The organism is Staphylococcus sp. HMSC035D11, assembly GCF_001836075.1.
GTDB classification, from domain to species: Bacteria; Bacillota; Bacilli; order Staphylococcales; family Staphylococcaceae; genus Staphylococcus; species Staphylococcus hominis.
Genome location: NZ_KV827241.1, coordinates 144,926 through 165,126, shown reverse-complemented (window position 1 = coordinate 165,126; position 20,201 = coordinate 144,926). Strand labels below are relative to the sequence as shown.

Annotated in this window: 19 protein-coding genes; all 19 read left to right on the top strand. The window is 31.7% G+C overall.

From position 1 onward, the window contains the following. Positions 1-16 precede the first annotated feature (16 nt). The 19 genes from HMPREF2647_RS06250 (at position 17) to HMPREF2647_RS06160 (ending at position 20,200) form a co-directional block, all read left to right on the top strand. The gene (locus tag HMPREF2647_RS06250) at positions 17-1,162 is read left to right on the top strand and encodes a cell division protein FtsQ/DivIB (RefSeq protein ID WP_019835559.1); all 1,146 of its coding nucleotides are present in this window, start codon (positions 17-19) and stop codon (positions 1,160-1,162) included. Positions 1,163-1,265: 103 nt separating this feature from the next. Next, positions 1,266-2,699, top strand: a complete 1,434-nt coding sequence (gene ftsA, locus HMPREF2647_RS06245) for a cell division protein FtsA (protein WP_019835560.1) — start codon at positions 1,266-1,268, stop codon at positions 2,697-2,699. A gap of 29 nt (positions 2,700-2,728) precedes the next feature. After that, positions 2,729-3,907, top strand: a complete 1,179-nt coding sequence (gene ftsZ / locus HMPREF2647_RS06240) for a cell division protein FtsZ (protein ID WP_017174544.1) — start codon at positions 2,729-2,731, stop codon at positions 3,905-3,907. Between the two features lie 190 nt (positions 3,908-4,097). After that, positions 4,098-4,892, top strand: a complete 795-nt coding sequence (gene pgeF, locus HMPREF2647_RS06235; RefSeq protein WP_017174545.1) for a peptidoglycan editing factor PgeF — start codon at positions 4,098-4,100, stop codon at positions 4,890-4,892. 62 nt (positions 4,893-4,954) lie between these two features. Next, on the top strand, positions 4,955-5,629 hold the full coding sequence (locus HMPREF2647_RS06230; protein ID WP_070859727.1) for a YggS family pyridoxal phosphate-dependent enzyme: 675 nt from the start codon (positions 4,955-4,957) through the stop codon (positions 5,627-5,629). A gap of 5 nt (positions 5,630-5,634) precedes the next feature. Then, complete coding sequence (locus HMPREF2647_RS06225) at positions 5,635-6,225, top strand: cell division protein SepF (protein WP_070859725.1); 591 nt, start codon at positions 5,635-5,637, stop codon at positions 6,223-6,225. A 22-nt stretch (positions 6,226-6,247) separates the two neighbouring features. Beyond that, entirely contained in the window at positions 6,248-6,544 is a 297-nt protein-coding gene (locus tag HMPREF2647_RS06220) for a YggT family protein (protein WP_070859723.1), read from the top strand. 75 nt (positions 6,545-6,619) lie between these two features. Continuing rightward, positions 6,620-7,393, top strand: coding sequence for a YlmH family RNA-binding protein (locus tag HMPREF2647_RS06215; protein WP_029376746.1), 774 nt, complete (start codon positions 6,620-6,622; stop codon positions 7,391-7,393). A 63-nt stretch (positions 7,394-7,456) separates the two neighbouring features. Continuing rightward, complete coding sequence (locus tag HMPREF2647_RS06210; protein ID WP_037540982.1) at positions 7,457-8,137, top strand: DivIVA domain-containing protein; 681 nt, start codon at positions 7,457-7,459, stop codon at positions 8,135-8,137. 219 nt (positions 8,138-8,356) lie between these two features. Next, positions 8,357-11,107, top strand: a complete 2,751-nt coding sequence (gene ileS, locus HMPREF2647_RS06205) for an isoleucine--tRNA ligase (protein ID WP_048762364.1) — start codon at positions 8,357-8,359, stop codon at positions 11,105-11,107. Between the two features lie 196 nt (positions 11,108-11,303). Beyond that, positions 11,304-12,713: an NAD(P)H-binding protein gene (locus tag HMPREF2647_RS06200; RefSeq protein ID WP_048762472.1), complete on the top strand. Its 1,410-nt coding sequence runs from the start codon at positions 11,304-11,306 to the stop codon at positions 12,711-12,713. 192 nt (positions 12,714-12,905) lie between these two features. Then, positions 12,906-13,700 (top strand): VOC family protein, encoded by a 795-nt coding sequence (locus tag HMPREF2647_RS06195; protein WP_017174552.1) that lies wholly within the window; start codon positions 12,906-12,908, stop codon positions 13,698-13,700. A 4-nt stretch (positions 13,701-13,704) separates the two neighbouring features. Beyond that, a complete protein-coding gene (locus HMPREF2647_RS06190; protein ID WP_025987213.1) occupies positions 13,705-14,181 on the top strand; it encodes a CHAP domain-containing protein in 477 nt (158 codons plus the stop codon). 84 nt (positions 14,182-14,265) lie between these two features. Next, complete coding sequence (gene lspA, locus HMPREF2647_RS06185) at positions 14,266-14,742, top strand: signal peptidase II (RefSeq protein ID WP_048762366.1); 477 nt, start codon at positions 14,266-14,268, stop codon at positions 14,740-14,742. 11 nt (positions 14,743-14,753) lie between these two features. Further along, the gene (locus tag HMPREF2647_RS06180) at positions 14,754-15,671 is read left to right on the top strand and encodes an RluA family pseudouridine synthase (protein ID WP_017174554.1); all 918 of its coding nucleotides are present in this window, start codon (positions 14,754-14,756) and stop codon (positions 15,669-15,671) included. Positions 15,672-15,938: 267 nt separating this feature from the next. Next, positions 15,939-16,466: a bifunctional pyr operon transcriptional regulator/uracil phosphoribosyltransferase PyrR gene (gene pyrR / locus HMPREF2647_RS06175; protein WP_017174555.1), complete on the top strand. Its 528-nt coding sequence runs from the start codon at positions 15,939-15,941 to the stop codon at positions 16,464-16,466. A gap of 224 nt (positions 16,467-16,690) precedes the next feature. Next, positions 16,691-18,004, top strand: a complete 1,314-nt coding sequence (locus HMPREF2647_RS06170; RefSeq protein ID WP_048680024.1) for a uracil-xanthine permease family protein — start codon at positions 16,691-16,693, stop codon at positions 18,002-18,004. A gap of 25 nt (positions 18,005-18,029) precedes the next feature. Continuing rightward, a complete protein-coding gene (locus tag HMPREF2647_RS06165; protein WP_017174557.1) occupies positions 18,030-18,923 on the top strand; it encodes an aspartate carbamoyltransferase catalytic subunit in 894 nt (297 codons plus the stop codon). Positions 18,924-18,925: 2 nt separating this feature from the next. Next, positions 18,926-20,200 carry a dihydroorotase gene (locus HMPREF2647_RS06160; protein ID WP_017174558.1) on the top strand — a complete coding sequence of 425 codons (1,275 nt, stop codon included), beginning with the start codon at positions 18,926-18,928 and terminating at the stop codon, positions 20,198-20,200. Position 20,201 lies beyond the last annotated feature (1 nt).

Below are 20,201 nucleotides of genomic sequence, written 5' to 3'. Positions count from 1 at the left end.
AAAGGATGTGAAGTAATTGGATGATACAAGGGGCAATAGAAATAAAAAGATTCGTTCTATCAAGCGTTCATTTGATAAAGACAAAACTGAATTAGAAAATGATAAAAATAAAAAAATTAAAGATGATGTTAAATCAAAAGATAGACTCCAAAAAGAAAAGAATCTTTCAAATGATAGAAGGTCAAATAAATCTTTAAATTCTTCGAAAAATAAAGGTGAAAATTTAAAGAAAGAAGTAAAAACAAGGTTAAGAGAAAAGCGCAATAAATTTCAAAATGATAAATATAGTCACTTAACGGTAGCTGAAAAACGAGAACAACAAAAGATAGATAAAAGAAAGCGACAAAAACGTATCCAATATATTATTGTTACTACTTTAATACTTTTAATTATATTATTTCTACTATATATGTTTACACCATTAAGTAGAATTTCTCATGTTAATATTAGTGGTAATCATAATGTAAGTGATAGCCAAGTTGAAAAAGAATTAAATATCAAAAAAGGATCACGCATTTATACTTTTAGTAAAAGCAAAGCTATCAATAATTTAAAGAAAAATTCATTAATCAAAGATGTTCAGATTAATAAACAGTTGCCTAATACTTTAAATGTTAAAATTATTGAAAATAATTTAGTAGGTATTGTAAAAGATAAAAATAAATATGTGCCAATAATTGAAGGAAATAAAAAATTAGACAATTATAATGGTGATATTGCGAATAGTGCACCTGTATTAGAAGATTTTAAAGGTGACAATTTAAATCGTATCACGAAAGCATTATCTAAAATGTCTAATGAAACGAGAGATATGATTTCAGAAATAAAATATGCACCTTTGCAGAATCAACAAAATCGAGTCCTTTTATATATGAAAGATGGCATGCAAGTAGTAGGAGACATCAATACTCTAGCTAACAAAATCGAGTATTATCCTCAAATGTCTCAATCTCTTGCAAAAGATAGTTCAGGTCAATTAAAAACACAAGGATATATTGATTTATCTGTAGGAGCATCATTTATTCCATATAATGAAAATAGCAGTATTAATTCTAAGTCCGATCAAAATGTTCGTCAAAAAACACAGCAAGAAACAGAAGCAAAAAATGAATTACAAAGTGCATTAAATAAAATAAGCGAACAATCGGATACAAATAATTAAAAAATTTCGATAATAATATGTGTTTATAGTTCACAAGCTAAACGACGTATTGTAAACTAAATATAGTGTATTTTAATAGTATTTTGTCAGGAGGTGCCTATCTATGGAGGAACATTACTATGTAAGCATAGATATTGGTTCATCAAGTGTTAAAACAATAGTAGGCGAAAAATTTCACAATGGTATTAATGTGATAGGTACAGGGCAAACCTACACTAGCGGTATTAAGAATGGATTGATTGATGATTTTGATATTGCGAAACAAGCAATTAAAGATACAATTAAAAAAGCTTCTATCGCATCAGGTGTGGATATAAAAGAAGTTTTCTTAAAATTACCTATCATTGGTACTGAAGTGTACGATGAAGAAAACGAAATTGATTTTTACGAAGATACAGAAATTAGTGGATCACATATTGAAACAGTATTGGAAGGTATACGTCAAAAAAATGATGTACCTGATACAGAAGTTATTGATGTGTTTCCGATTAGATTCATTGTAGATGGAGATAACGAGGTTTCGGATCCTAAAGAACTCATTGCAAGACACTCGTTAAAAGTAGAAGCAGGTGTTATTGCAATTCACAAGTCAATTCTAATTAATATGATTAAATGTGTAGAATCTTGTGGAGTAGATGTATTGGACGTCTATTCAGATGCTTATAACTATGGCTCTATTTTATCTGCAACTGAAAAAGAATTAGGTGCATGTGTAATTGATATTGGTGAAGATCTCACTCAAATCGCCTTTTATGAACGAGGTGAACTTGTAGATGCCGATTCAATTGAATTAGCTGGACGTGATATTACAGATGATATCGCAGAAGAATTAAACACTACATATGAAACAGCTGAAAAAATTAAACATCAATATGGACATGCTTATACACAATCAGCGTCTGATCAAGACGTTTTCAGTGTTGATCAGGTAGATAGTGACGAATTAGTAGAGTATACTCAAAAAGATTTAAGTGCAGTTATTGAAAGAACAGTGCAAGATATCTTTGATGAAGTATTTGATGTGTTGGTAGATTTAGGATTAACTAAAGTAAATGGTGGATTCATTGTTACAGGTGGTTCTTCAAACTTATTGGGCATTAAAGAATTACTAAGTACAATGGTTAATGAAAAAATAAGAATCCATACACCTTCTCAAATGGGAATTAGAAAACCTGAATTTACTTCAGCGATTTCTACAATATCTAGTAGTATCACATTTGATGAATTATTAGATTATGTTACAATAAATTATCAAGATAATGATGAATTTGAAGAAGAAGTCATTGAAAATGACGAACACAATCATACTTCAAAATCAGGTGGCTTTGACTGGTTTAAACGTAAATCTAATAAAAACGAAGACACTGACGAAAATCATCAGCCGGAAGTACGTGAAAAAGCGGAGAAACATGATGATTATGAAACGTATGATGAAAACAACCATCAAGATGGAACACATCATTATGATGATGAACATGAAAAATCTGATAAAGAAGAAAGCAAATTTAAAAAGCTTATGAAATCTCTATTTGAATAATTGGCCATTAAGACTAGGAGGAAAAATAAATGTTAGAATTTGAACAAGGATTTAATCATTTGGCGACATTAAAAGTCATCGGTGTAGGTGGCGGCGGTAACAACGCTGTTAACCGCATGATTGATCATGGAATGAACAATGTTGAATTTATTGCAATTAACACTGATGGGCAAGCTTTAAACTTATCTAAAGCAGAATCTAAGATACAAATCGGTGAAAAATTAACACGTGGTTTAGGTGCAGGTGCAAATCCAGAAATTGGAAAAAAAGCTGCTGAAGAATCACGCGAACAAATTGAAGATGCTATTCAAGGCGCTGATATGGTATTTGTTACTGCTGGTATGGGTGGCGGTACTGGTACAGGTGCTGCACCAGTAGTTGCTAAAATTGCTAAAGAAATGGGAGCATTAACAGTAGGTGTTGTAACTCGTCCATTTGGCTTCGAAGGACGTAAACGTTCTACACAAGCAGCAGCAGGTGTTGAAGCAATGAAAGCGGCAGTTGATACATTAATTGTTATTCCTAACGATCGTTTATTAGATATTGTTGATAAATCAACTCCTATGATGGAAGCATTTAAAGAAGCAGATAATGTTTTACGTCAAGGTGTTCAAGGTATCTCTGATTTAATCGCTGTATCAGGTGAAGTGAACTTAGACTTTGCTGACGTTAAGACAATTATGTCTAACCAAGGTTCTGCATTAATGGGTATTGGTGTATCTTCAGGCGAAAATAGAGCAGTGGAAGCTGCTAAAAAAGCTATTTCATCTCCATTACTTGAAACATCAATTGTTGGTGCTCAAGGTGTGTTAATGAACATTACAGGTGGAGAATCTTTATCTTTATTCGAAGCCCAAGAAGCAGCTGATATTGTACAAGATGCAGCAGATGAAGATGTAAATATGATTTTTGGTACTGTAATTAATCCAGAATTGCAAGATGAAATTGTTGTAACAGTAATCGCAACTGGATTTGAAGATAAACCAACATCTCAAGGACGTAAAGCGTCAAGTACTGGTTTTGGTTCAAGTGCAACTTCTAGTACATCAACTCAAAGTGCACCAAAAGAAGACTCATTCACACATAGTACATCTAATTCACGTCCTTCTGATGGTCTAAGCGAAAGAAGTCATACTACTAAAGATGATGATATTCCTAGCTTTATTCGTAATAGAGAAGAAAGACGTTCTAGAAGAACTAGACGCTAATATTAAAGTATAAATATAAAGAAAGGAGCAGTGATTTCTGAGGAGAATGCTGCTCTTTTTGTTTTGTTTAATTTAAAAAGAAATATGTTATATAATACATTTATCTACATCTTTTAATCGAAATGCTGATAAAATATAAAACAATAGTCTAGGTATGACTATTCTTAAAAGTGAAGGTGGTTTTCACAACGTGGAAAAATTTATAAAACAGCCACATTATTTGAGTTATACATCACAATATGATCAGTTAACACTTGGTTTTACTACACGCGAAGATGGAAAGAGTCCATATCCAAGAGATGCATTTAATATGGCACGTTATATTGATGATGAACCTAGTTATGTGACGCATCATCAAGAGATATTAGCTAATGCTATCAACTTTCCTACACAACAATGGGTTTTTCCTATTCAAACACACGAAAATAATATCGCTCACATTACTAAAGCACATTGTGGCGCTAATATTAAGACATTAGGTAATGAATTATATGGAATTGATGGTATGTATACTTATGATTCAGATATATTATTAACGATGTGTTATGCTGATTGTGTACCTGTATATTTTTATAGTGAAAAACATCATTTTATCGCTCTAGCTCATGCGGGGTGGAGAGGAACATATGGTCAAATAGTAGTAGAAATGCTTAAATATGTAGAATTTGACTATCAAGATTTAAATGTAGTCATAGGTCCAGCGACTTCTTCAACCTATGAAATAAATGATGATATTAAAAAGAAATTTGAAACATTGCCTATTAATTCTGACAAATATATTGAAACACGAGATACTGATCGACATGGTATTGATTTAAAATTAGCCAACGCTTTATTATTAATAAATAGTGGCGTACCAGCTGAAAATATTAACATTACAAAATATACTACGTCAGAAGACTTATCGCTTTTTTTCTCTTATCGTGTTGAAAAAGGTAAAACTGGCAGGATGCTAGCATTTATAGGTCAAAAAGGAGAAGTGTAGTGTAATGCAGTTATATCACTATAATCCTTTATGTCATTACAAAGTTAAGAGGTTGATATATAATGAAAGTGACAGAAAATTTAGAAAAAATGCAAACGGAAATTAATCATCATCTTGAAAAAAGTGTGATTAAGACCGCTCCAAACGTGATTGCAGTAACAAAATATGTTACAATAGACCGAGCAAAAGAAGCGTATGATGCTGGTTTAAGACACTTTGGAGAAAATAGAGTAGAAGGTTTTCTAGAAAAAAAACAAGCCTTACCTAAAGATGTTACAATGCATTTTATCGGTTCACTACAGTCTAGAAAAGTAAAAGATGTGATTAATGACATCGATTATTTACATGCACTAGATCGTTTGAATTTAGCAAAAGAAATTAATAAAAGAGCAACTCACACTATTTCATGCTTTATCCAAGTGAATGTTTCTGGTGAAGAAACTAAACATGGTATTGCGCTTAGTGAAGTTAATGATTTTATTGAACAAATTAAAGCATTCGACAATATTAAAATTGTTGGATTAATGACAATGGCGCCTTATACCGATGATAAGGACTACATACATCAGTTATTTAAACAATTGAGATTAAAACGAGATGAAATTAAAAACCTTAAATTAAATTATGCACCATGTGAATATTTATCTATGGGAATGAGTAATGATTATACTATTGCTGTAGAAGAAGGTGCTACATTTATAAGAATAGGGACTAAACTTGTTGGAGAAGAGGAGTGAGCCCCGTGGCTATCAAGGATTTATTTAATAATTTTTTCCTAATGGAAGATGAAGAAGAAGTCGAAAGCCCTGCTGAAAGACAACAGCGTGTAACACAAAATGAAGAAAATCAAAATCGTAATATGCAACAGCAACCTATTGAAAGAACACAGAATAATCAAAATCACTTAAAAACTGTACCTCAAAAGAAAGTATCAAAAAATTACAATAGTGAAGAAAGGAATTATCGTATGGGAAATACATCAAATAAGTCTAATTCAAAAAATGTTGTTACTATGAATCAATCAGCTGGTACAGGTTATAGTAATTACGAAAATTCAAAAATGTGCTTATTTGAACCTCGTGTATTTTCAGATACTCAAGACATTGCAGATGAACTTAAAAATCGTCGTGCGACATTAGTTAACTTACAACGTATTGATAAAGTATCAGCGAAACGTATTATTGACTTCTTAAGTGGAACAGTTTATGCCATTGGCGGAGATATACAACGTGTAGGTGCTGATATCTTCCTTTGTACACCTGATAATGTTGAGGTGGCAGGTAGTATTACCGATCACCTTGAACAGATGAATACACAACAACATTACGAATAATTTAAGGAGTAGAATATAATATATGGATGTTGGTATATTAGCTAGTATATTTAACTTTATATTATTACTAGTTCAAATTTATTATTGGGGAATGATTATTTATTTCTTTACTTCATGGGTTCCAACAATTAGAGAATCTAAATTTGGATCATTTTTAAGTAAGATATATGAACCTTTCTTAGAGCCATTTAGAAAGATTATTCCACCCATTGGTATAATTGATATTTCATCAATTGTAGCATTATTTGTACTTGTATTATTTCAATATGGATTGAAAAGTATTTTTGATATGATATTAAATTATTTAATACTAAAATAATTTTATAATAAGTTAGTAGAGCCTGTGATATGCATAATGTCTCAGGCTCTTTAACACTTAAAAGAGGAGGCGTTAATCATCGATATTTATCAGCACTTTAGAAATGAAGAACAACCACTTATTGATCAATTATTAGATAAATGTGAACAAGTTAATCAACAATATGCACCTGTATTGACTTCATTTTTAGATCCTAGAGGACAATATATATTAGAAGTCATCGTCGGTAGTTTTGAAGATATGAAAGTGAGCTATTTCGGTGGTCAATCGGCAGAAAGAAAGAGAGCAATTATTGCGCCTAGTTATTTTGAACCTACTGAAGGTGATTTTGAAGAAGTATTAATCCAAATTAATTATCCTGAGAAATTTGTGTCTATTCAACATCAACATGTACTTGGAACTTTAATGTCTTTAGGTATAGAAAGAGAACAAGTAGGAGATATACTTGTTGGTGATACGATTCAGTTTGTTTTGACAAAGCAATTGGAATCATATATTATGATGGAATTAACAAAGATTAAAGGTGCTACAGTCAAACTTGATTCTATTCCATTTAAAGATATGATACAATCAAAAGAGAATTGGAATATTCATCATAGTACAGTCAGTGCTTTAAGATTAGATGTCGTTTTAAAAGAAATGATTCGAAAATCTAGATCAATTGCTAAACAATTAATTGAAAAAAAACGGGTAAAAGTGAATCATACTTTAATCGATTCTCCCGATTTTCAACTTCAAAACAATGATTTGCTCTCTATTCAAGGATTTGGACGTGCTCGAATTATTGATATAGGTGGCAAAACTAAAAAAGAAAAAGTTCATATAACGTATCAAACACTATTTAAGTAAATGATATTGATTGATAAATAATAAAAACACCTTTATGATGGTTTGTTTTAAGGAGGATAACAGATGGCTTTTACACCTAATGAAATAAGAAATAAGGAATTTACAAGAGTGAAAAATGGTTTGGAGCCTGCTGAAGTTAGCGACTTTTTAACTCAATTAAGTAATGAGATTGAAAGACTTAAAGAAGAAAAAAAACAACTTGAAAAAGTGCTTGAAGAGAGAGATACTAATATTAAATCTTATCAAGATGTTCATCAATCAGTAAGTGATGCGCTTATTCAAGCTCAACAAGCTGGAGAACAAACAAAAATTGCTGCCACAAAAGAATCAGAAGCAATTATCTCTAAAGCAAAAGCGCAAGCTGATGTGATTGTAAATGATGCTATTGAAAAAGCACGTCATTTATCTTTCCAAACTGAAGATATGAAACGTCAATCTAAAATATTTAGATCAAGATTTCGTATGCTTGTAGAAGCACAGCTGGATTTATTGAAAAATGATGATTGGGATTACTTATTAAATTATGATTTTGATGCAGAACAAGTGACACAAGAAAACATACAGCATTTAAATCCACAAGATGTAAATCCAAATGCGAATAGTGAAACTCCAACGAGTGAAACAACTGAGACATTATCAAATGAGGAAAATCAGTCAATCAATTCTAATGAAACAACTAATACAAATAAGTCTACTTCTGAAAATAAGGATGTTTCAAGTAGCGAATCATCATCAAATAAATAGTTAATAAAATGTCAGACACGTAAAAAATAATAAACTTTTCACAGCGAGTTAGGACACGGTGGAAGCCTAATATAAGTCTATTTTTTATATCACTGGCAAATTAAAATTTTATAATATTAAGAAGAGAACTCTAAGTTGAGTTAAGAAGGGTGGTACCGCGGATTTCCCGTCCCTATTAATTGAACTTAGAGTTCTTTTTATATTTAAGGAGTGGAAAATATGAATTACAAAGAAACGTTATTAATGCCAAAAACTGACTTTCCAATGCGAGGAGGTTTACCTAATAAAGAGCCAAAAATTCAAGAGCAATGGGAAGCAAATAATCATTATCAAAAAGCTTTAGAGAAAAATGAAGGAAATCAATCATTTATTTTGCATGATGGCCCACCTTATGCAAATGGTAATCTTCACATGGGACATGCATTAAATAAAATTATTAAAGATATTATTGTACGTTATAAAACGATGCAAGGATTTTACTCACCTTACGTTCCAGGATGGGACACACATGGTTTACCAATTGAACAAGCATTGACTAAAAAAGGCGTTGATCGCAAAAAAATGTCAATTGCTGAGTTTAGAGAAAAATGTAAAGAATTTGCTTTAGAACAAGTTGAACTTCAAAAACAAGATTTTAAACGTTTAGGTGTACGTGGGGACTTTAATAATCCATATATTACTCTTAAACCTGAATATGAAGCAGCTCAAATTCGTTTGTTTGGCGAAATGGCTGATAAAGGTTTAATTTATAAAGGTAAAAAACCAGTATATTGGTCACCATCAAGTGAATCTTCACTTGCTGAAGCTGAAATTGAATATCATGATAAACGTTCAGCATCTATTTATGTAGCCTTTGATGTTAAAGATTCAAAAGGTACTATCGATGAGGATGCTCAATTTATTATCTGGACAACTACACCTTGGACATTACCTTCTAACGTAGCAATTACAGTTCATCCAGACTTGAAATATGGTCAATATAATGTAAATGGTAAGAAATACGTGATTGCTGAAGCTTTAGCTGAAAGTGTTTCTGAAGCATTAGGTTGGGATAAAGATACTATTCAATTGGAAAAAGAATTTACAGGGAAAGAGTTAGAGTATGTTGAAACACAACATCCTTTCATAGATCGAGTGTCATTAGTCATTAATGGTGGTCATGTAACAACTGATGCTGGTACTGGTTGTGTACATACTGCCCCTGGACACGGGGAAGATGACTATGTTGTAGGTCAAAAATACGATTTACCTGTCATTAGTCCTTTGGATGATAAAGGTGTCTTCACAGAAGAAGGCGGACAATTTGAAGGTATGTTCTATGATAAAGCAAATAAAGCTGTAACAGACCTTTTAACTGATAAAGGTGCCTTATTAAAATTAGACTTTATTACGCATAGTTATCCGCATGATTGGCGTACTAAAAAACCAGTTATTTTCCGTGCAACACCTCAATGGTTTGCTTCAATTAATAAAGTGAGACAAGATATCTTAGATGCGATTGAAGAGACTGATTTTAAAGTAGATTGGGGTAAAACACGTATTTATAATATGATTCGTGACCGTGGTGAATGGGTGATTTCTCGTCAACGTGTATGGGGTGTACCATTGCCTGTATTTTACGCTGAAAATGGCGATATTATTATGACAAAAGAAACAGTCAATCATGTAGCTGATTTATTTGAAGAATATGGCTCAAATGTTTGGTTTGAAAGAGAAGCTAAAGATTTATTACCTGAAGGATTCACACATCCTGGAAGTCCTAATGGAGAATTTACTAAAGAAACAGATATTATGGATGTTTGGTTTGACTCTGGTTCATCTCATAGAGGCGTGTTAGAAACTCGTCCAGAATTGCATTTCCCAGCCGATTTATATTTTGAAGGTAGTGACCAATATCGTGGTTGGTTTAACTCTTCAATTACTACAGCAGTTGCGACTAGAGGACAAGCGCCTTATAAATTCTTATTGTCACATGGTTTCGTAATGGATGGCGAAGGTAAAAAAATGAGTAAATCTTTAGGTAACGTTATCGTGCCTAATCAAGTAGTAAAACAAAAAGGTGCAGATATTGCACGATTATGGGTAAGTAGTACAGACTATTTAGCAGATGTACGTATTTCAGATGAAATTTTAAAACAAACGTCTGATGTTTATAGAAAAATCAGAAATACTTTAAGATTTATGTTAGGTAATATTAACGACTTTAATCCTGAAACAGACAGTGTACCTGAACATGAATTATTAGAAGTAGATCGCTACTTATTGAATCGCTTACGTGAATTCACTGCTAGTACTATTAATCACTATGATAACTTTGATTACTTAAATATTTATCAAGAAGTTCAAAACTTTATCAATGTTGAATTAAGTAACTTCTATTTAGATTATGGTAAAGATATTCTGTATATTGAACAAAAAGACGCACATAAACGTCGTAGCATGCAAACAGTGTTGTATCAAATTTTAGTAGATATGACTAAATTACTTGCTCCTATTTTAGTACACACTGCCGAAGAAGTATGGTCTCATACACCACATGTTAAAGAAGAAAGTGTTCACTTAGCAGATATGCCAAAAGTTGTGGACGTTGATCAAGAGTTATTAGATAAATGGAATCAATTTATGTCATTACGTGATGATGTAAACCGTGCATTAGAAGCAGCACGTAATGAAAAAGTTATCGGTAAATCTCTTGAAGCTAAAGTAGTGATTGGAAACAATGATCACTTTAAAGCTGCAGAATTTTTACAACAATTTAATGACTTACAACAATTATTTATCGTCTCTCAAGTTGAAGTGACTGAAAAAGTAGACAATGGAAATGAATACCAACATGGTGACATTCGTATTGACCATGCTTCAGGTGAAAAATGTGAAAGATGTTGGAATTATAGTGAAACATTAGGATCTGTTGGTGAACTTGATCATTTATGTCCACGTTGTCAAGAAGTCGTAAAAACTTTAGTTTAATTCAATAGAGATAGAACGCTTGTAACCTAATTAAGGGTTACGAGCGTTTTTTTATAAAGTATATAAATATTAAATAATAATAATTTGAAAATATATCTGAATAGAGTTTCAAGTTTAGATAAAAACGGATGAGGTTATATCAAATAATAAGTGATAGAATGTTTCTCGTAAGTAATATAGGAAGAGAGATAAAATGATGGGTAAAATTTTACTAACAGAGGCTTCTGGATATATTGGTAGTCACTTAAAAGATAAATTAAAAGTTAATCATGAGATTATCGCAATATCAAGAAATGCTCAAAATAAAAAAAATGAAAAAAATGTAACTTGGAAATCAGCAGATTTATTTGATTTAGATGCTATAACTGAAGTAATGAAAGGTATAGATACTGCGATTTATCTTGGTCATTCAATGAAGACAAGTGCTAAACTTACACAGGCTAATTTTGAAGATATGGATGCACTACTAGCTGATAATGTTGGGCGCGTAGCGAAAAAACATGGGGTCAAACACATTATATTTATGAGTGGTATTATCACGAATGATAGTCATTTGTCACTTCACTTAAAAAGTCGGTTAGAATGTGAAAAAATATTAAGATATTATGGTGTCCCTGTAAGCACATTACGTGCTGGGTTAATTATAGATTCAAACGGTAGTTCATATCCTATTTTTAAAAGAATGATAGAGCGTTTGTCAGCAATGATTCTACCGAACTGGGCTTACAATATGATTGCGCCAGTATCTATGGATGATGTTATTGATAAATTAGCTATGTTAGTCGAACGTTCTCCTAAAGAAAATGAAGTATTTAATATTACAAGGCCTAAGGTAATGAATTATCAAGAATTATTTGAACGTATAGCGACTATTCTTGATAAACATTTGTTTATATTGCACTTACCAACCATCCTTATTCGGTTAAGTCGATATTGGATTAAAGAGAAAATGAATGGTAAAGAAAATGTGAAAAAAGCACTTAAAGAAAAACAAGATGAACAACAAATAATAACTACAAAACAATCTAAATCAAATCAAAATAAGAGAGATGAAGTTAAAGATGTTAGAGCAATGACGCGTTTTAGAATTCCGGAAAGTTATTCGATACAGGATGTAACAAGAGAATATGCAGAATTTATTAATAATATCACGCTCCATTTAGTAAATGGTACCATTAATGAGCATGAATTTAATATTCAATTACCATTAATAAGGAAATGTATTTTAAAAATGAAAAGAGATAATCATGATTCTATTAATGAAATGATTGTGTATAAAATTGTTGGTGGAGATTTAGCTATGGTTAAAGACAGTAGTAATGCACGATTTGAATTTAGACGTATATTAGATACCAACGAAGGTATTGCAGCGTTGCAAGGATATGAACCAACATTACCATGGGGAGTTTATAAGTTTACTCAAGCCATTGCACATAAGTTTGTGATGGGTGTATTCAAACAGTATATGAATCATTTAGCTAGTTATGAAAAAGATAAACAAGATTTCGTTAATAAAATTTTTACTAATCTTGCTATGACTACTGGTGTAATGTTTGGTGCATGTGTTGGTACAAGAATCTACAATAAAGTTTTAGCTAAAAAATAATGTACTTTATATATATTTAAAAGTTTTCGATGGAAACGCAATGAAGTTCTCTCTATCGAAAGCTTTTTTAGTCTAAATAGTTGAATATTACGCATTAAGACTGATAAAATTTTAAATATTTTATTATAGAATAATCATTAATCATAGCTTTTTTAAATTGAAAGAGAGATTTTAAAATTTAGGAGGTGTCCTATGTTTCATGATAATGATGCACATTTTATTAATGGTATCACTTTAAATGTAAGAGATTTACGTACTTTACAACCGTTCTATGAAGAATTATTAGGGTTTAAAAAAGTGGAAGAGACATTAACCGCTGTCAAATATCAAGTTGGAGACAGTCACCATTATATTACTTTAAGAGAGATAAAGTCTGGACGAAATCCTTTATCTCAAGAAGCTGGTTTATTTTATATAGGAATTCAATTATCCAATAAACAACATCTGGCAGATCTAATTGAAAAGTTAAATGATTATGAGTTACCAATTAATGGTGGAGAACAAAATGTATGTACATTTATTTTTGTCGAAGATCCAGAAGGTCATATGTTTAAATTTTATGTTGATAAAGCGATTTCTGATTGGAAACAAGAAAGTGAATGGATTAGACTCAATATTAAGCCGCTCGATGTTTCTTCATTATTACCATATGCATCCACCATCGGATGGCAAGGTTTACCTAATGATAGTAAAATTGGGAATATTAGTTTAAAAACCATTCGATTAAATGAAGTAAGAGAGTATTATTTAAACCATTTTGGACTAGTACCTTCTGCATATTTAGATGATGAATCGTTTTATTTAGCTTCTGAACAATATTATTGTCATCTTTCAATGAATCAATGGAATTCAAAAATAAAGCGAATAGATAATGAACATACTTATGGTTTATCTATCGTTGACTTTCATTATCCAGAAACACATCATATCAATATAAAAGGTCCAGATGGTATCCAGTTTAGATTTAATTTTATAGAGGTAGAGTGATGAAATGAAAAAATGGATTTTTTTAATGGTGTTTGTGTGCATGATATTTACGGCCGGTGCAGTTTTTGATGGTCTAGACAATCAAGATATGACTGAACCTACAATTCATTTTTGGGAAAAAAATCCTATGAAATATAACACATACGCTAAAGGTCAATGTACTTACTATGTATTTGATCGAGTAAAAGAAGACCATCATTTAATAAGTAACCAATGGGGTGACGCTAAACATTGGGCAAATAAGGCTAAGAAACAAGGGTATACAGTCAATGAAAATCCAACTAAGGGTTCTATTTTACATTATCCAAAAGGAAAACATGGACATGTTGCTTATGTAGAACAAGTCAATAATGATGGCTCTTTAATAGTCTCTGATATGAATTTCAGAAAACCTTACGAAATTACAACACGTTTTGTAGATGTTGATCAAGTCGATCAATTTAATTATATTCATCCTAAAAGTAACACAAATATGACATAGAAGATTGTAGCTTTTTTTATACTAAGTAGTAGGCTATAATGTAGAGTGTTGTCAAAGAGTTGAGGGCTGAATGGAGGCACATGAATGAAAAAGAAATATTATATTGGTTTATCTTTAATAGTAGCCATCGTGATTTTAATTATAGACCAATTAACTAAAAAAATAATTACAGCAATCATGAACATTGGTGATTCTTATGAAGTGATTCCTCATTTTTTAAATATTACATCACATAGAAATAATGGTGCAGCATGGGGGATTTTAAGTGGTAAAATGGGATTTTTCTATATTATTACTCTTATTATTTTAGCTGTACTTATTATATTTTATATTAAAGAAACTAAATATAATGCGTTTATGCAAGTTGCAATTAGCTTATTATTTGCTGGTGCATTAGGTAACTTTATCGATCGTTTATTCAATGGTGAAGTTGTTGATTTCATTGATACAAATATTTTTGGATATGATTTTCCAATTTTTAATATCGCAGATTCAAGCTTAACAATTGGTGTTATTTTTGTCATTATTGCATTGGTTAAGGATGCAACTAAAAAAGAATAGGAGGGCACGTAGTGGAAACGTATGAATATAAAATAGAAGATGAAGCACTCGTAGGTCAGCGTATTGATAAATTATTATCTGATTTCAATAGTGAGTGGTCTAGAAGTCAACTTCAAGATTGGATTAAAAATGATTTAGTCACTGTTAATGGTAAAATAATCAAATCAAATTATAAAGTTAAATTAAATGATGAGATTCAAGTGACTGAAAAAGAAGTGGTTGAAGCCGATATTTTACCGGAGAACCTCAATTTAGATATTTATTATGAAGATGAAGATGTAGCCATTGTTTATAAACCTAAAGGCATGGTTGTACACCCTTCACCAGGTCATTATACAGGTACATTAGTTAATGGGTTAATGTATCAAATTAAAGATTTATCAGGTATCAATGGAGAGATACGTCCTGGTATTGTTCATCGTATTGATAAAGATACGTCTGGTTTACTTATGGTAGCTAAAAATGATATAGCACATCGTGGTCTAGTAGAACAACTTATGGATAAAACAGTAAAGCGTAAGTATACAGCTTTAGTACATGGTAATATCCCTCATGATTATGGAACAATTGATGCTCCAATAGGCAGAAACAAAAAAGACCGTCAATCTATGGATGTTGTTGATGATGGAAAAGAAGCAGTGACTCATTTTAATGTAATAGAACATTTCAATGACTATACATTAATTGAATGTCAATTAGAAACAGGTCGTACTCATCAAATTCGTGTTCATATGAAATATATTGGGTTCCCACTTGTTGGAGATCCTAAATATGGTCCTAGAAAAACATTAGATATTGGTGGACAAGCTTTACATGCTGGAGTTATTGGTTTTGAACATCCTGTCACTCATGAATATATTGAACGTCATGCTGAGTTACCTCAAGAGTTTCAATCGCTATTAGAAGATATTCGATTAAGAGAATCATAAAATTAGAGAACAAAGTCGTAAATTAAAAGAAAGCATATTGACTTATGAACTAAAAAGATTTAAGCTAATAACAGTTAAAATTAAACAAAACAGTGTCTTTTAAAAAGAGTCCAGAGAGGCTCAAAAGACAGGGTGACTAATGATATAAATATGATTAACTTTAATTGTTCGATTGTTATCAGACGAATCATATAAAATATTTTTATATACATTAAACCTCATGTCTTTGTAAAAGGCATGAGGTTTTTTCTTTTAAGAGGTGTAATCATGTCAGAACGTATTATTATGGACGAAGCAGCTATACAACGTACTGTTACACGTATAGCACATGAAATTCTAGAATATAATAAAGGAACTGAACAACTTGTTCTTTTAGGTATTAAAACAAGAGGCGAATTTTTAGCACGTCGTATTCAAGAAAAAATTAAACAAATTGAACATCATGTAGTTCCAACAGGTACGATTGACATTACTCATTTTAGAGATGATATTGAAAACTCGAAAAAGCCTATCACTAAAGATGCCATTGAAATTGATCAAGATGTTACAGATAAGATAGTGATCATTATTGATGATGTACTTTATACTGGACGAACAGTTAGAGCATCTTTAGATGCAATTTTATTACATTCTCGACCTATAAAAATTGGCCTCGCTGCCCTTGTGGATCGTGGCCATCGTGAACTGCCAATTAGAGCAGACTTTGTTGGAAAGAATATACCTACTGCAAAAGATGAAGCAGTATCTGTTTATCTTGAAGAAATAGATGATAGAAATGCAGTAGTAATTGAATAACTAACCTTTTAAACCAGTACGAGAGACTGAAAAAGGTAAAGTATTTAATGGTGAGCGTGTAATGTATTTATTAATTGGATAGATGATATGTCTCACTTAAATTAAATACTTTTCCTATGTCATGTTATAAAAAACTTAAAGAAGCTTTTTATAATATTTCATTAATTTATTTTAGTCTCTTTACCATAGTGTAAAGAGACTTTTTTAGAAAGGAAGAACATTTCATGGAAAATGAGCAAATGTTTAAACGTACTGTCAAACCAGTACTAGATGTAAAAGATAAACCAAAACCAGCACAATGGGCGTTTTTAAGCTTACAACATCTATTTGCAATGTTTGGTTCAACTGTCCTTGTTCCATTTTTAACAGGGTTACCTATTTCTGCAGCATTATTAGCATCTGGGATAGGAACATTACTATATATATTAATTACTAAAGCAAAGATACCTGCCTATTTAGGTTCAAGCTTTGCATTTATTACTCCAATTATTACGGGGTTAAGTACACACAGTTTAGGAGATATGCTTGTCGCATTATTCGCTAGTGGCGTAATGTATATCGTTATTGGTATCTTCATAAAATTAAGTGGTACCGGTTGGTTGATGCATCTTTTACCACCAGTTGTTGTTGGTCCAGTTATTATGGTCATTGGTTTAAGTCTCGCACCAACAGCAGTAAACATGGCAATGTATGAGAATTCAGGAGATATGAAGGGTTACAATTTAAGCTATTTATTAGTAGCATTAGTAACCTTACTTGTAACTATTATTGTTCAAGGATTCTTTAAAGGCTTCCTTTCTCTTATTCCTGTATTAATAGGAATTATTGTAGGTTATATTGTGTCAATTTTTGTAGGCATTGTTAATTTCAAACCAATTGCTAAAGCCAGTTGGCTAGATTTTCCAGATATATATTTACCATTTAAAGATTATGTTCCATCGATACATATCGGACTTATTTTAGTCATGTTGCCTATAGTATTTGTAACAGTCAGTGAACATATTGGCCATCAAATGGTAATTAATAAAATTGTAGGACGTAATTTCTTTGAAAATCCAGGTTTACATCGTTCAATTATAGGTGATGGTGTTTCAACAATGTTCGCTAGTATTATTGGAGGACCGCCTAGTACAACTTATGGCGAAAATATTGGTGTACTCGCAATTACAAAAATATATAGTATCTATGTCATTGGTGGCGCAGCAGTGATTGCAATTATCTTATCATTTATAGGTAAGTTCTCAGCATTAATTTCATCAATTCCTACACCAGTTATGGGTGGTGTATCTATCTTATTATTCGGTATTATTGCAGCAAGTGGACTTAGAATGTTGGTAGAAAGTCGTGTTGATTTTGCTAGTAATCGTAATTTAGTTATTGCATCAGTAGTACTAGTAGTTGGTATTGGAAATTTACTTATCAATTTAAAAAGTCTTGGTGTGAACCTACAAATTGAAGGCATGGCTTTAGCAGCATTATCAGGAATCATATTAAATCTTATTTTGCCAAAAGAAAAAGAAGAATCAGACATTAAATAAAAGAGGATCTTTTAGGAGGCAGGTCATGAAAAATTTATTTTCAATGGAATATTTAACAAACGACGATATTTTTAATCTTATTCAAACAGCGAGTCGTTTTAAATCAGGAAAAGAAATTGTCCCTCAGTATGAAGGAAAATATGTATCTAACTTATTCTTTGAAAATTCAACACGTACAAAATGCAGTTTTGAAGTAGCTGAACTTAATCTTGGATTGAAACAAGTTAACTTTGAAACAAGCACTTCTTCAGTACAAAAAGGAGAATCACTTTATGACACTTGTAAAACGTTAGAGAGTATTGGCGTCAATTTATTAGTCATTAGGCATCCTCAAAATGCATATTACGAAGAACTAGAAAATTTAAATATTCCGATTGCAAATGCTGGAGATGGTAGTGGTCAGCATCCTACTCAAAGCTTATTGGATATAATGACGATTTATGAAGAATACGAAACGTTTGAAGGATTAAATATTTTAATATGTGGAGATATTAAAAATTCTCGTGTAGCAAGAAGTAATTATACAAGTTTAACCTCACTTGGCGCTAAAGTAATGTTCTCAAGTCCTAATGAATGGGTAGATGAAACATTAGATGCTCCCTATGTAAATATTGATGATGTGATTGATAAAGTTGATATCATTATGCTTTTAAGAGTTCAACATGAAAGACATGGTATTACTGATGAAGCAAACTTTAAAGCTGATCATTATCATGAACAATATGGGTTAACTAAAGAAAGGTATCGTCGTTTAAAAGATGATGCGATAGTGATGCATCCTGCTCCAGTAAATCGTGGCGTAGAAATCGATAGTGAACTAGTTGAAGCACCTAAGTCAAGAATCTTTAAACAAATGGAAAATGGAATGTATTTAAGAATGGCTGTAATAGATAAACTTTTATCAAGAAAAGGAGAATAATTATGAAACTTATAAAAAATGCTAAAATTTTAGACAATGGTGAACTTAAATCAACGTCAATTTTAATTGATGGACAATATATCAAGGAAATGAATGAAAATATTAATATTGATGAAGGTACTGAAGTCATTGATGCAAATGGTCAGTTTGTAGCACCAGGACTAGTAGATGTGCATGTACATTTAAGAGAACCAGGTGGAGAACATAAAGAAACAATTGAAACTGGAACAAAAGCAGCTGCACGTGGAGGATTTACAACAGTATGTCCTATGCCTAATACACGTCCTGTACCTGATACAGTAGAACACATGGATCAGTTGCAATCATTAATTAAAGAAAATGCACAAGTCCGTGTCTTGCCTTATGCATCAATTACAATTCGTCAAGCTGGTAAAGAGCATGTTGATTTTGAAGCACTTTCAAAAGAGGGTGCATTTGCATTTACAGATGATGGTGTAGGTGTTCAGGAGTCAGCAATGATGTATGAAGCGATGCAACAAGCTGCAAAATTAAATAAAGCAGTTGTTGCTCATTGTGAAGATAATAGCTTAATTTATGGTGGTGCAATGCATCAAGGTAAACGTAGTGAAGAATTAGGTATTCCTGGCATTCCAAACATTTGTGAATCTGTACAAATTGCACGAGACGTTTTATTAGCAGAAGCAGCAAATTGTCACTATCATGTGTGCCACGTTTCAACAAAAGAAAGTGTAAGAGCAATTCGTGATGCTAAAGCAGCAGGCATTCATGTTACTGCTGAAGTGACACCACATCATCTGTTATTAACTGAAGATGATGTTCCAGGTGATAATGCCATTTTTAAAATGAATCCACCATTAAGAAGTAAAGAAGATAGAGATGCATTATTAGAAGGATTACTAGATGGTACCATTGATTGTATTGCTACAGATCACGCGCCTCATGCCAAAGAAGAAAAAGCTCAGCCAATGACAAAAGCACCATTTGGTATTGTAGGAAGTGAAACAGCCTTCCCATTATTATATACTCATTTTGTTAAAAATGGAGACTGGTCATTACAACAACTTGTTGATTACTTAACAATTAAACCAGCACAAATATTTGATTTACCTTATGGAAAATTAGAAGAAGGCAGCTATGCAGACTTAACAATCATCAATTTAGATGAAGAAAGAGAAATTCGTGGTGAAGACTTCTTATCTAAAGCAGATAATACACCATTTATAGGATATAAAGTATATGGTAACCCTGTTTTAACAATGGTTGAGGGTGAAGTTAAATTTAAGGAGGACAAGTAAA